Raw genomic sequence first — 12,942 nt, 5'->3', positions numbered from 1 at the left:
TCCGGCGATCGCTACCGCGCCAGCTTCACTTACAGCCGGCAGCTGGATGACGACTGGCAACTGCTGCTGAGTCCCGGCGTGGAGCGGCGCGAAGCGGCCGTGGACGCCAACAGCCATTGGGAGCCGCGCTTCAACACCGCGGTGAACTACCGCTTCCCGGCGCTGCTGGGCAGCCGTAGCCAGCCATGGTTGTTGGCGGTGAGCGCGCAGCTGGCGCGACGCCGGAACGATGCGCCACTGCGTGCGGTTGACCGGCAGGCCAGCCAGCGCGGCAACGACCTGGTGCTGCAGGCCATGCAGACGATCCCGCTGCGCCGTGGCACCGACCTGCAGGTGTATGCCGGCTATCGCCGGGTGAGCTCGAACTACGACCTGCGCGATTACCGCAATCGCTTCGCGGGCGTTTCGCTGGTTCAGGTGTTCTGAGGACATGGGCATGCGTATTTCCCTTCCCCTGGTAGTGGCGATTGGCCTGGCGCTTGGTACGTCGGCGGTGGCGCAGGCCGAGAAAGTGGGCGTGGCCGCGGCAGTCGCGCCCGATGCGCGCAGCCGCTCCGGCAACGCGCCGCTGCAGGTGGTGCGGCTGGGGGACAACGTGGTGCGCGACCAGCGTTTCCAGACCGATGCGAAGGGCGTGGTGCAGGTGCTGCTGGTGGACGGTTCCAGCTTCACCATCGGGCCGCGCTCGTCGCTGGTGATCGACCACTTCGTGTACGACCCCGACAAGGGCACCGCCCGCCTGGCCGGCAGCATGTCGCGCGGGGTCATGCGCTTCATCGGCGGTGCCGCTTCCAAGAGCGCCGATGGCGTGACGGTGAAGACGCCGGTTGGCGTGGCGGGCATCCGTGGCGGCATCCTCGGGCTGTGCGTGGATGACGCGCCGGCCGGCTGTGCCGGCAGCGCCCGCGGCGATTTCGAGTTCGGTATCGGTGCCACGTTCGCACCCAACCAGGGCACGCCGGTCGCGTTGCACCAGCCGGGGGCCTCGTTCGCATCCAACGGCATGGGCGCCACGCTGCTTCCGGTGATGGGCGTGCCTGTGGACCCGGCGGCTGCGCTGCCGGCGGCACCGGCGGGCAGCCAGCCCACGGGCGGGCTGGACGCACAACCCAATCACATGGCCGGCTTCAGCGGCGGCCCGATGGCACCGGAGCTGGGTGTGCCGGGGGTCGATCCGCTGCTGGCACTGCTTGTACTGCCCACCGCTGCACCGGCCACCAGCGTGGGCCAGTCCCTGATCGAGACAGGCATCGAACGGCGGCCGCCGGTGGATCCTGTGGACCCCGTAGATCCCGTAGATCCCGTGGATCCCGTAGATCCCGTAGATCCCGTAGATCCCGTAGATCCCGTGGATCCCGTGGATCCCGTGGATCCCGTAGATCCCGTGGATCCCGTGGATCCCGTAGATCCCGTGGATCCCGTGGATCCCGTGGATCCCGTGGATCCCGTAGATCCCGTAGATCCCGTGGATCCCGTGGATCCCGTGGATCCCGTAGATCCCGTGGATCCCGTAGATCCCGTAGATCCCGTGGATCCGGTAGATCCTGTGGATCCCGCCCCAACCCGAACCTTCTCCGGCATCCTGCAGGGCTTTGCCGGCGGCCTCGGTGGCGGCTCGCCGTTGCAGCCGGGCAGCGCCGAATTCCAGTTCGACCCGGATGGCGGCACGGTGACAGCGCGCATCACCCCGCGGACCTGGGAAGGGGCGGCGTTCACCGGCAGCGGTGATTACCTGCACGACCTGAGCTATGGGGTGACCACCGGCGAGGGTGACGCGCAGGTGGTCGGTGACAGCAACGCCCTGTGTGATTGCGACTACCTGAGCTGGGGGCAGTGGTCGGCGGACGTGGGGGCCAATGGCACCACCTACTCGGCCCAGGACGGCTACTGGATCATCGGCCAGCTCACGCCGCTGGCCGAACTGCCGACCGATGTCATCGCCAGCTATGCGGGCACCGCGATCGGCAGCGTGTCGGACAACGGCGTGGTCACCACCGGCGTGACCGGCGACTTCACCGCCACGGTGGATTTCGGCAGCGGCACCGGCAGCCTGCAGATCGCCAACTTCGATGGGCGCAGCTTCGGCGACAACGCACTCAACCTGGACCAGCTCATGTCCGGCATGCCGGACGGGGCGTTCAGCGGCTCGCTCGGCATGGATGCCAACAGCGGCTTCTATGGCGAGTATTCGGCCGGTTTCGCCAGTGACGGCACCGATCCGGCGGCGGCGATGCTGGGCACGTTCTGGGGCAGCGATGGCAGCTGGTCGGCCAGCGGCGTCTTCGCCGGTGACAAGACCGGCGATGCGCCGCCCAACGGCCTTTGAGGTCGCCCGTCCTGGCCACGCGCCCGCACTCTGGTGAACACCCACGCCGATTCCGGCTGCTGCTGGCCGGCGTGGCCATGCTGCTGCTCGCGTTGACGTTGGACATCACCTTCCGCGACGGCTTCTCGCGCCTGGCCGACCTGGTCTTCGACGCGTTCCAGCGCGCCGCTCCCCGGGCGGCCACCGCCGACCCGGGCGTGGTGGTGGTCGACATCGACGAAGCCTCGCTGCAGCACATCGGGCAATGGCCGTGGCCGCGTGACCGCATCGGCCAGGCGGTGGATGTGCTCGGCGGCATGGGCGCGGCCGCCATCGTCTTCGACATGGTATTCACCGAGCCGGACCGGACCTCGCTCGGCCCGCAGCTGCAACGGCTGCGTGCGAAGGGCATCGAAGTGCAGGTTCCAGCCGGTGCGGTACTGGACAACGACGCGTTGTTCGCCGCGGCCATCGCGCGCAATCCGGTGGTGATGGGCGTGGCGCTGTCCGACGAAGGCGGGCGCACGCTGCTGCCGCCGGTGGCAGGCCTGTCGTTTGCCGGCAGTGACCCGCGTGATTACCTGGAAGCCACACGCGGTGGCTTGTCGAACCTGCCGGCGCTGACCGACGCGGCCAGCGGTATCGGCAGCTTTTCTTTCCCGCCGGCGCGCGACAACATCATCCGCACCTTGCCGCTGGCCGCGGTCGCGGCCGGCCAGGTGTACCCGGGCCTCGGCGTGGAGGCCCTGCGCGTCGCCCAGGGCGCATCGGGGCTGACGCTGCGCTCCAGCGACGCGAGCGGGGAGGTGGGGGCTGGCCCGGTGGCGATGACGTCGGTGCGGGTCGGGGTGCTCGAGCTTCCGGTCATGGCCGATGGCCGCTTCCGCGTGCATTTCTCCGGCATGCCGCACATGACCGTGATCCCGGCCTGGCAGCTGTTGCAGGACGATGGCGCCGCACTGGCCGACAAGGTCGAGGGCCGCATCGTGTTGATCGGCACCTCGGCGATCGGCCTGCGCGACATCGTCGCCACGCCGCGCGTCGCGGCCGAACCGGGTGTCAACGTGCATGCCGAGCTGATCGACCAGGCGTTGAACCAGCAGTTCCTGCAACGCCCGGACTGGGCGCGCGGTGCCGAGGTGCTGGCGGCGGTGGTCGCCACGCTGCTGTTGCTCGCGGTGCTGCGCCTGGGACGGCCGGTGCTGTCCTCGCTGGCACTGCTGGTGCTGGTGGGCGGCGTGCTCGGCGGCGCGTGGTGGGCCTACCGCAGCCACGCGATGCTGCTCGATCCGCTGCCTGGCCTGCTATGCCTGCTGGTCGTGTTCCTGACCATGATGCCGGCGTTGTTGTTCCTGGGTAACCGCGAGAAACGCTTCGTGCGCACCGCGTTCGCACGCTACCTGTCGCCGGCCCTGGTCGAGCGCCTGTCACAGGATGCACAGGCGTTGCAGCTCGGCGGCCAGACCCGGCAGATCACGGTGCTGTTCTCCGACATCCGCGGCTTCACCACGTTGTCGGAGCAGCTCAGCCCCGACGCGCTCACCGCGCTGCTCAACCACTACCTCACGCCGATGACCGATGTACTGCTGGCGCACGAGGCCACCATCGACAAGTACATCGGCGACGCCATCATGGCGTTCTGGAACGCCCCGGTGGATATCGCCGACCATCCGCGCAAGGCCTGCCTGGCCGCCCTGGGCATGGCCGATGCGGTGGCCGCACTCAACCGGACCCGCGCCAGCGCGCTCCGCATCGGCGTCGGCCTGCATTGTGGCGATGCCTGCGTCGGCAACCTGGGCTCGCAGCAGCGCTTCTCGTATTCGGCCATCGGCGACACGGTCAACCTGGCCTCGCGCGTGGAAGGCCTGACCAAGTTCTACGGCGTCACCGTGCTGGTGACCGAGGCGGTGCGCGCGCAGGCCGCAGACCTGGCCTTCGTCGAGGTCGACCGCGTGCGCGTGGTGGGGCGTGGCGAGCCGGTGGTGCTGCATGCGCTGCTGGGCGATGCCCGCCACGCGGCCGACGCTGCCTTCCTGGCGCTGGCCCGGCACCACGCGGCCATGTTGGCCAGCTACCGGCAGGGGGATTTCCAGCAGGCGCGGGTGCTGTTGCAGGCACTGGGCGACACGCCGGCGGCGCGGCCGTTGCAGGCCCTGCACGCGCTGTACGCGCAACGCCTCGAGCACCTGCTGGACCAACCACCCGAGGGGTGGGATGGCATCTTCACGGCCACCTCCAAGTAGTGCCAGACTCCACCTTCAGCCCGAGGCAGGTTGCCAATGGATTCCCACGCACTGCTGCAGACCTTGACCCTGTTGATCGTCGGCCACGCATTGGCCGACTACCCGCTGCAGGGCGAGTTCCTGGCCAAGGCCAAGAACCGTTTCGCGCCGGTCCCCGGTGTGCCGTGGTACCAGGCACTGGGTGCGCATGCGGTGATCCACGGCGGCGCGGTCGGCGTGATCACCGGCAGCATCGTGCTGGGCGTGCTGGAAGCGCTGAGCCACATGCTGATCGATGACCTGAAATGCGGCCATCGCATCAGCTACAACGTCGACCAGTTGCTGCACGTGGTATGCAAGTTCATCTGGTTGGGGCTGCTGGCCTGGGGGCCCGCGCTGCCCTGAGCGCGCCCTTACTCCTCCAGCGCCGGTACCGTTTCGCCGCGCTGCCAGGCGCGCAGGCCAGCCAGCCCATCGATGCGGTCCAGCAATCGGCGCGTGTATTCGTAGCCGGCCTGCTCCTGCGCACGGCCCAGCTTGAAGTTCAGCAGGCCCATGCCCGGCACCGTCGGCGGCTTGAGCAGCAGGTCGTTGCCACGCCCGGCACCGCGTAGCATGCGCCCGGAGGTGATCTGCATCGAGCGCGCGGCCACCACGCCGATGCGCGGGAAGTCATCGCCCTTGCGTCGGCCGGTCAGCAGCTGCCAGGCCAACGACAGCCGCGAGGGCACCTGCGCGTAGGCGCTGCTGACGCGCCACTCGTCGTCGGAGGACAGCATCGAGATCAGGTTGGGGCCGCTCTTGATCGCGCGCATCACCGACACCGGCACATTGTTCATCACCCCGCCGTCGACCAGGACGTGGCCCTGCGCGCTGATCCACGGCGGCAGCGCGACGGGGATGGCGGTGGAGATGCGCAGTGCATCGCGGGTCAGGCCGTGGCGCACCACCTCCAACTCGTTGGTGGACAGGTTGGCACCCACCGCGAAGCAGTTGATCGGCAGGTCTTCCAGCCGTGAGTCGCCCAGCTGGTCGTGCATGCAGGCATCCAGGTGACGGTGGTCGAGCAGGCTGTACCAGGGCAGGGTGAAGCGGCCCAGCGCCTTGCGCTGCAGGAAGAACTGGTCGTAGTCGGCCATCATCCGCGCGGCATCGTCACCGGCGGCATAGGCGCGCGCGACCACCGAGCCGATCGAAGTGCCGCCGATGATGTCCAGTTCCACGCCGGCTTCGCTCAGCGCCCGCAACGTACCGATGTGGCCGGCCCCCAGCGCGCCACCACCGCCAAGGACCGCGCCCAGCGCATGGCCGCTGAGCAGGCGCGCGACGCGGCCGAGGTGCGCGGGGCTGTCCAGGGCGACATGGTGGTGCAGGTGCAGCGGGCGCTGCTGCAGCCAATGTGCGGTGCCGGCGATGGGCTCGCTGGCATGTTCGCGCCACAACAGCAGGCCGACCTGGCGCGGGCGGAACAGCGGCAACGCATAGGCTTCCAGCGTGCCCAACGGCACGGTGCCCTGGCGGGCCTCGTCCAGCCGGCCGCACAGCAGCAGCTGGTCGCAGTGGCGCAATGCCACGCGGTCCCAGCCGGCATGGCCGTCACCGGCGACCAGCAGCAGCTTGCCGCCGTCCGACTCCTGCAGCCCCAGCCAGCGCGACAGGTGCTGCTCGTCGGCGGTCTCCAGCCCGGCGGGCAGGTCATGCGCGCGCAGCACGGTCACCCGTGGCACGTTGTCGCGCAACGCCTGCAGCAACTGCGCGACCAGGGCTTCGGGTACCGGTGCGCCACCGGCCGGGCACAGGCCGATCGCATCGGCGGTGCGTGGGGCCAGGGTTGCGGCGGCCGAGGTGGTCGCCGCCAGCCGCCGTCCCAGCGTGCGCAGGATGGACTGGGTGAAGTCCGGCTGCGCCGCGGACAAGCGGTCGAAGCTCTCGCGGCTGAGTTCCAGCACCTCCGAGTCGCGGCTGGCCACCACGTCGGCGGTGCGGGTCAGCCCGCCGAAGAAGGCGATCTCGCCGACCGGTTCGCCTGCGCCGATCTCGGCCACCAGGTGGCGGCCGTCCAGCAGCACCTCGAAGCGGCCCCGCACCACGTAGTACACGTGGTCGGCCGTATCGCCCTGCCGCACCAGGTGGTCGCCCTTGCGCAGCGCCAGCCGACGCATCTGCGCCAGGATGCTGTCGCGCTGGGCCTCGGACAGGCCAGCCAGCAGCTCGGAGCGGGGAACGGAGGAAGCATCGGCGGACACGGCGGGGCTCATGCGACAAGGGCGGGATCAGACAGCGGAGGTTGTCCGCATGCCACTGTGCCCCGCCAACGTAAGAGCGGATGGCCCCGGCCGTCCCGCCACCTGAACGGATCGGCCGGTGCCCACGCCGCCGCCGGCTGGGGGCCGTGTAACCTATGCACCCCTCTTTGCGACGGCGGCCGGTGCGCGTTCCCAGCCGGCCAGCCCGCACGCCGGCGGCACCGCCGCCGCGCCAGACCACGACGTGATTCCCCGATGGCCGTAACCGAGCAAGCCGAAAACCCGTTCCCCGCGCCGTCCGTCCGTGACACGCAGCGCTATGTCGCCTCGCTGCGCCTGTCCGTCGCGCCGATGATGGACTGGACGGACCGCCACTGCCGGGTCTTCCACCGCATCCTCGCGCCGGGCGCGCGGCTGTACACCGAGATGGTGCACGCCAATGCGGTGATCCATGGCGACCGCGAGCGGCTGCTCGGCTTTGACCGCTGCGAACACCCGCTGGCGCTGCAGCTGGGGGGCAGCGAGCCGGTCGCGCTGGCCGCGGCGGCCCGGATCGCCGCCGACTGGGGCTATGACGAGATCAACCTCAACTGCGGCTGCCCCTCCGACCGGGTCCAGGCCGGGCGCTTCGGCGCCTGCCTGATGCGTGAGCCGGAGCTGGTCGGCGACTGCGTGGCGGCCATGGTCGCGGCGGTGGACATCCCGGTGACGGTCAAGTGCCGGCTGGGCGTGGATGAGGACAACGAGTACGACCGCTTTGCCGGGTTCGTCGACCGCCAGGTGCAGGCCGGCGCGGCGATGGTGGTGGTGCACGCCCGCAATGCGTGGCTGCAGGGCCTGTCGCCGAAGGAGAACCGGGAGATCCCGCCGCTGCGCTACGACTGGGCCTACCGGCTCAAGCGCGAACGCCCGGACCTGCCGGTGGCGCTCAATGGCGGCATTGCCAGCGTCCAGGCCGCGCAGGCGCATCTGCAGCACGTGGACGGGGTGATGCTGGGCCGTGCCGCCTACCACGACCCCTACGTGCTGCACGCGCTGGAGGCCGCCCAGACCGGTGCCGCGTTGCGCACGCGCGAGGAGCTGCTGCTGCAGATGCGGCCCTACGTGGAGGCTCGGTTGGCCGACGGACTGTCGCTCAAGCACATCAGCAAGCACCTGCTGGGCCTGTTCCATGCCCAGCCGGGCGGGCGGGCGTTCCGCCAGGTCCTCAGCGAAGGTGCCCACCGTCCCGGCGCCGATTGGGGCCTGATCGAGCAGGCACTGCAGGTCACCCGCGACCGGGCCGAACGCGTCGCCTGAGGGCGCGTGGCGGGGCAGAAAGGCGGCAATTTGTCCGGTCATTTTGCTGAATGAGCGGCGCGGGAGCAGGCAGGGTTCAGACCGGATTCACTCCCAAAAATCAAGAATTTGCCGTGATTTCGTAGGGGCCGGGAAAAATTTTCAACGTCGCCTTTTACGAATTTTGAACGTTGCCCCGCAGTCCGTTAGGATCGTTCCCATGCATCCGCACTTTCGTCGTCGTCTGCAGATCACCCTCGCCGCCACGTTGACCGTGGCAGGTCCGGGCGTGGTCGCCGCGTCGGCCGAGCCGCCGCCGCGTGCGGAGCCGGCCCGGGCCCAGATGGTGGCCGAGCGTGGGCGTCCGGCCAACGACCGCTCCCTGTCAGACGCCGTGCGTCGGGTACAGCGCGAAACCGGCGGGCGCATTCTCGGTGCCGAGCGCGTGCCGTACGATGGGCGCGACATCAACCGCGTCAAGTACATGGACGACCGCGGTCGGGTCCGTTACATGGACGACCCTTCGCCGTCGCGGGCTGCTCCCCGGCCGCCGCGGTCCGATGACCAGCCACCACGCGGCGATAACTCCTGAACAGCGATAATCGCTACGCGTTCCGCATCAAAATGCCGGCAGGTGCCGGCCCAAGTTACTAGGGAGAGTTCATGCGTATCCTTCTGGTTGAAGACGAAGCCCCGCTGCGGGAAACCCTTGCAGCCCGCCTGAAGCGCGAAGGGTTCGCAGTGGATGCGGCACAGGATGGCGAGGAAGGCCTGTACATGGGCCGCGAAGTGCCGTTCGACGTGGGCATCATCGATCTGGGCCTGCCGAAGATGTCGGGCATGGAGCTGATCAAGGCGCTGCGCGATGAAGGCAAGAAGTTCCCGGTGCTGATCCTGACCGCCCGTTCGAGCTGGCAGGACAAGGTCGAGGGCCTGAAGCAGGGCGCCGACGACTACCTGGTCAAGCCGTTCCATGTCGAAGAGCTGCTGGCCCGCGTCAACGCGCTGCTGCGCCGCGCCGCCGGCTGGTCCAAGCCAACCCTGGAATGCGGCCCGGTCGCGCTGGACCTGGCGGCACAGACCGTCAGCGTCAGCGGTAGCAACGTCGACCTGACCAGCTACGAGTACAAGGTCCTCGAGTACCTGATGATGCATGCCGGTGAACTGGTCTCCAAGGCCGACCTCACCGAGCACATCTACCAGCAGGATTTCGACCGCGACTCGAACGTGCTTGAAGTGTTCATCGGCCGCCTGCGCAAGAAGCTGGATCCGGACGGTGAGCTCAAGCCGATCGAAACCGTGCGTGGCCGCGGTTACCGGTTCGCGATTCCGCGTACCGAGGGCTGAGCCCCTCCCAGGGGCGTTGCGGTATGACGGGCCGTCAGTGGCTATTGAAGCGTTGGCGGCCCCGCTCCCTGCAGGCCCGCCAGCTGTTGGCTGCCTCGGTGGGCCTGGTGGCGTTCCTGGCGCTGGCCGGTTACGCACTGGACGCCATGTTCGCCGACACCGCGCGAGCCAACCTCAGTGAACGCCTGAAGAACTACGCCACCGCCTATGCCGGTGGCGTGGATTTCACCCGCGACGGCTCGTTGTACATCCGCGAGCAGCCGCCGGATCCCCGCTTCGACGTGCCCGGCAACGGCCTGTACCTGCAGGTGGTGATGCCCGGTGGTACCGGCAATTCCATGTCCGCCGAAGGCCCGATGCTGCCTGACGTCAGCGGGCGCATGCTCAAGCCGCGCGAGGAAGTGTTCGAAGGCCCGTTGCCGATGACCCAGATCGACGGCACGCCCGGCGAGGTCTACCGCTATGGCATGGGCCTGGTCTGGGGCGGCGACGGCGGCCCGGAAACCGAATTCCCGTACACCATCTACGTGCTGGAGGACTCACGCGCGCTGGGCAAGCAGCTGCGCGTGTTCCGTGGCGCGGTGTGGTTCTGGCTGGGCGTCACCGGCTTGATCCTGTTGCTGCTGCAGACCCTGGTGCTGCAGTGGAGCCTGCGCCCGCTCAAGCGCGTGATCAATGAGCTGACCAAGGTGCAGCGCGGCGAGCGCGAGCGCATGAGCGAGTTGCACCCGCGCGAGCTGGCGCCGCTGACCGAAAGCATCAACGCCTTCATCGAAAGCGAGCGCGAGAACCTGGAGCGGCAGCGCAACACGCTGGCCGACCTTGCGCATAGCCTGAAGACGCCGCTGGCGGTGCTGCGCACCCAGCTGGACAGCGGTGCCAATGACCCGCAGGAGCTGCGCGAGGAACTGGACGTGCAGCTGCAGCGCATGAACAACCTGGTGTCCTACCAGTTGGCGCGTGCGGCATCGTCCGGTCACAAGCTGTTCTCCGCGCCGGTGCCGATCGAGTCCAACGCCGAGGAGATCGTGCGCGGGCTGGAGAAGGTCTACGCCGCCAAGGGCGTGCTCTGCGAGTTCGAGCTGGAGCCGGGCGTCAGTTTCTACGGCGAGCCGGGCGACCTGCAGGAGCTGCTGGGCAACCTGCTGGAGAACGCCTTCAAGTGGGCCAACCGCCGCGTGATGCTGACCGCACGGCCGATCGCCAGCGGTGGCGGCCGCCGTGCCGGGCTGATGCTGGCGGTGGACGACGACGGCCCGGGCATCGCCGACGAGAACATCGCCAAGGTGCTGCAGCGTGGCGTGCGCGGCGATGAGCGCGTGCAGGGCCATGGCATCGGCCTGTCGATCGTGCAGGACCTGATCAAGGCCTACCGCGGCCAACTGCAGGTGAGCCGCTCCAGCGAACTGGGCGGTGCCCGCTTCGAAGTCACCCTGCCGCCGGGTATCTGAGCACGGCGCAATCGCGGCATCGCGTTGCCGCAGGCAGGCGCGTCAGCCGTGACCTGCGCAGGCTGGGGTGCAATCCCGTCATCACCACGCGATCAATACTGCGCTTGGGCCGCACTGCCCGGCGACGGGCCATACAGACGGCGCAGGTGTGCGGCGACTGCCGGCATCGCCTGCTCCAGGACATCGGGTGCGGAGAAGTGGTACTCGCTGACCACCGCGAAGAACTCTTCCGGGGCTTCGGCCGCGTACGGATCGAGGGTGACCTCCTGCTCCCGGTCGACCTGCGCGCGGAAGTGGTCGTAACACTGCTGGAAATCGTGCGCCCATTGCCGCTGCCATTCGCGTGGCAGCGGCGGGGTGCCGTCAATGGCACCGTCCAGTGCGTCCAGCTTGTGTGCCATTTCATGCACGGCCACGCAGAAACCGGCATGCGGGTCGGCGATATCGGCCTGCACGTCGGCCCAGGACAGGATCAACGGGCCGCTGTCCCACGACTCGCCGATCAGCTCGTCGTCCCATTCGTGTACCACGCCCCATTCGTGGCCGTCGTCGATGGCGTCGCTATGGCGGCGTCGTACCCGGAACGCATCGGGGTAGACCACCAGTTCCGACCAGCCGTGCAGGCCTTCGGCACCGAACTCGATCAACGGCAGGCAGCACAACGCGGCCAGCAGCATGCGCTGGCCTTCGTCCAGGACCAGGCCGGCGACCGGGGTGATGGTCTTGTGCTGCAGGAACAACCCGGTCAGGGCGCGCAGCCGCTCCTGCTGGGCGGGCTGCAAGGCATGCAGCCAATGACAACCCCGGCAGGTCTGTTGCCAGAGGGCGTCATCAAGGGGAGCCGGCGTGCGCCGGAACCAGCGCAGCAACGACTGGATCAGCGGAACATCCCGGGCAGCATGCGGTGCCAGCGCGGTGCGCGCAGGCGCGGCAGGATGTCGTCGTCACTGCCGCCGCCGGCACTTTGCGTGGCCTTGGCCTTGGCCGGTGGCGTGGTGGCGGCCGGCGCGGTGGTGGCGATGTTCACCGAGGCCGCCGGGACGGCGACACGTTCCACCTCGCTGGGCGCGTAGCTGCAGCCGCCCTGGCCGGCACCGCCGAGCGCATCCGAAGCCTGCGCCGCAACCGGGGCCAGCAGTAGGATCAGGCAATGAGCGAGGTGGCGCATCGTCAACATCCACAGCAGGGTGAGTTCCCGATTCTAGCCTGCTTTCTGGACTGAATTGGGCCCCCCGTCGGGCGCTTTGCGAGGGCATGCCGCATAATTTCGCGGTCTGTTGTCGAGGAACCCCCTGTGGATGACCGCCAATTGCTGGCCAAGCTGGGCGCTGGAGCGTTCTCCGGCGACGCGCTGGCCCGTGAGCTCGGCCTGACCCGGGCAGCGGTCTGGAAGCGTATTCAAGGCCTTCGCGCCGCAGGCGTGGCCATTGAAGGCCGCGCCGGCGACGGCTACCGGCTGGCGCAGCCACTGGACCTGCTGGATGCCGCACGGATCCGCGCCGGGCTGGCAGCTCCCGTGCAGGCGTTGCTGGCAGGGCTGGAAGTGGCCTGGTCAGTGAGCTCCACCAACACCGAATTGCTGCAGCGCAGCGCGCCTGAGCGCGGGGTGGAGGTATTGCTGGCCGAGCGCCAGACCGGTGGCCGGGGCCGTCGCGGCCGGCACTGGGCCTCGCCGTTGGCCGCGCACGTGTACCTGTCGCTGTCGCGCAGCTTCGCCGGTGGCCTGTCGCGCCTGGGCGGGCTGAGCCTGGCCGTCGGCGTGGCCACGGTCGAGGCGTTGCAGGGATTGGGCTTCGGCCAGGTGGGCCTGAAATGGCCCAACGACGTGGTGGTGGACGGCCGCAAGCTGGGCGGCCTGCTGGTCGAGGGCGGCGGTGAGTTCGCCGGCCCGGCGCGTGCGGTGATCGGGCTGGGACTGAATGTCCACATGCCTGCGGCGGCGGCCGCCGACATCGGCCAGCCCTGGGTGGACCTGGACGCATTGGCCGGCCTGCCGGTGCGGCGCGATGCGGTGGTCATGGCGTTGCTGTCCTCGTTGCTGCCGGCGCTGGACCTGTTCGAGCAGGAAGGGCTGGCACCGTTCCTGCCGCGTT

The 12,942-nt window shown here is 69.1% G+C and carries 12 protein-coding genes; 9 read left to right on the top strand and 3 right to left on the bottom strand.

Annotated features, from left to right (window positions below; all coding sequences use genetic code 11):
- The 4 genes from VA603_RS07115 to VA603_RS07100 form a co-directional block, all read left to right on the top strand.
- On the top strand, positions 1-426 hold a 426-nt coding region (locus tag VA603_RS07115), incomplete at its 5' end, for a hypothetical protein (RefSeq protein ID WP_323438358.1).
- A gap of 10 nt (positions 427-436) precedes the next feature.
- Positions 437-2,326 carry a FecR family protein gene (locus tag VA603_RS07110; protein ID WP_323438357.1) on the top strand — a complete coding sequence of 630 codons (1,890 nt, stop codon included), beginning with the start codon at positions 437-439 and terminating at the stop codon, positions 2,324-2,326.
- Positions 2,323-4,548: a CHASE2 domain-containing protein gene (locus tag VA603_RS07105; protein ID WP_323438356.1), complete on the top strand. Its 2,226-nt coding sequence runs from the start codon at positions 2,323-2,325 to the stop codon at positions 4,546-4,548. Before VA603_RS07110 ends, VA603_RS07105 begins: the two co-directional genes overlap by 4 nt.
- Positions 4,549-4,584: 36 nt before the next feature.
- Entirely contained in the window at positions 4,585-4,932 is a 348-nt protein-coding gene (locus tag VA603_RS07100; RefSeq protein WP_323438355.1) for a DUF3307 domain-containing protein, read from the top strand.
- Between the two features lie 8 nt (positions 4,933-4,940).
- On the opposite strand, the gene VA603_RS07095 is transcribed toward VA603_RS07100, so the two are convergent.
- A complete protein-coding gene (locus VA603_RS07095; RefSeq protein WP_323438354.1) occupies positions 4,941-6,773 on the bottom strand; it encodes a cyclic nucleotide-binding and patatin-like phospholipase domain-containing protein in 1,833 nt (610 codons plus the stop codon).
- 255 nt (positions 6,774-7,028) lie between these two features.
- Here VA603_RS07095 and dusA point away from each other — a divergent pair, with 255 nt between their 5' ends.
- The 4 genes from dusA to VA603_RS07075 all read left to right on the top strand — a co-directional run bounded on the left by dusA (position 7,029) and on the right by VA603_RS07075 (position 10,849).
- Positions 7,029-8,072, top strand: coding sequence for a tRNA dihydrouridine(20/20a) synthase DusA (gene dusA / locus VA603_RS07090; protein WP_323438353.1), 1,044 nt, complete (start codon positions 7,029-7,031; stop codon positions 8,070-8,072).
- A 322-nt stretch (positions 8,073-8,394) separates the two neighbouring features.
- Positions 8,395-8,643 carry a PepSY domain-containing protein gene (locus VA603_RS07085; RefSeq protein ID WP_132866029.1) on the top strand — a complete coding sequence of 83 codons (249 nt, stop codon included), beginning with the start codon at positions 8,395-8,397 and terminating at the stop codon, positions 8,641-8,643.
- A 71-nt stretch (positions 8,644-8,714) separates the two neighbouring features.
- Entirely contained in the window at positions 8,715-9,398 is a 684-nt protein-coding gene (locus VA603_RS07080; protein WP_003469280.1) for a response regulator transcription factor, read from the top strand.
- A gap of 23 nt (positions 9,399-9,421) precedes the next feature.
- Positions 9,422-10,849 carry an ATP-binding protein gene (locus VA603_RS07075; RefSeq protein ID WP_132862463.1) on the top strand — a complete coding sequence of 476 codons (1,428 nt, stop codon included), beginning with the start codon at positions 9,422-9,424 and terminating at the stop codon, positions 10,847-10,849.
- A 92-nt stretch (positions 10,850-10,941) separates the two neighbouring features.
- Here VA603_RS07075 and VA603_RS07070 read toward each other — a convergent pair whose 3' ends face one another.
- Both VA603_RS07070 and VA603_RS07065 read right to left on the bottom strand, forming a co-directional pair.
- A complete protein-coding gene (locus VA603_RS07070) occupies positions 10,942-11,760 on the bottom strand; it encodes a M90 family metallopeptidase (protein WP_323438359.1) in 819 nt (272 codons plus the stop codon).
- Positions 11,727-12,017: a hypothetical protein gene (locus VA603_RS07065; protein WP_132862465.1), complete on the bottom strand. Its 291-nt coding sequence runs from the start codon at positions 12,015-12,017 to the stop codon at positions 11,727-11,729. The genes VA603_RS07070 and VA603_RS07065 overlap by 34 nt, the downstream gene beginning before the upstream one ends.
- A gap of 126 nt (positions 12,018-12,143) precedes the next feature.
- Here VA603_RS07065 and VA603_RS07060 point away from each other — a divergent pair.
- The coding region (locus tag VA603_RS07060; RefSeq protein WP_323438352.1) for a biotin--[acetyl-CoA-carboxylase] ligase at positions 12,144-12,942 on the top strand (799 nt) is incomplete at its 3' end.

Origin of the sequence: Stenotrophomonas capsici, from assembly GCF_034961085.1 — a bacterium.
GTDB lineage: Bacteria > Pseudomonadota > Gammaproteobacteria > Xanthomonadales > Xanthomonadaceae > Stenotrophomonas > Stenotrophomonas capsici.
The sequence above is the reverse complement of the archived record's forward strand: the minus strand, read 5'-3'. Positions and strand labels throughout refer to the sequence as shown.

Coding starts and splice junctions, on each gene's coding strand:
- VA603_RS07080 (WP_003469280.1), top strand. CDS start 8,715: ATGCGTATCCTTCTGGTTGAAGACGAAGCCCCGCTGCGGGAAACCCTT.
- VA603_RS07110 (WP_323438357.1), top strand. CDS start 437: ATGCGTATTTCCCTTCCCCTGGTAGTGGCGATTGGCCTGGCGCTTGGT.
- VA603_RS07075 (WP_132862463.1), top strand. CDS start 9,422: ATGACGGGCCGTCAGTGGCTATTGAAGCGTTGGCGGCCCCGCTCCCTG.
- VA603_RS07085 (WP_132866029.1), top strand. CDS start 8,395: ATGGTGGCCGAGCGTGGGCGTCCGGCCAACGACCGCTCCCTGTCAGAC.
- VA603_RS07100 (WP_323438355.1), top strand. CDS start 4,585: ATGGATTCCCACGCACTGCTGCAGACCTTGACCCTGTTGATCGTCGGC.
- VA603_RS07065 (WP_132862465.1), bottom strand. CDS start 12,017: ATGCGCCACCTCGCTCATTGCCTGATCCTACTGCTGGCCCCGGTTGCG.
- dusA (WP_323438353.1), top strand. CDS start 7,029: ATGGCCGTAACCGAGCAAGCCGAAAACCCGTTCCCCGCGCCGTCCGTC.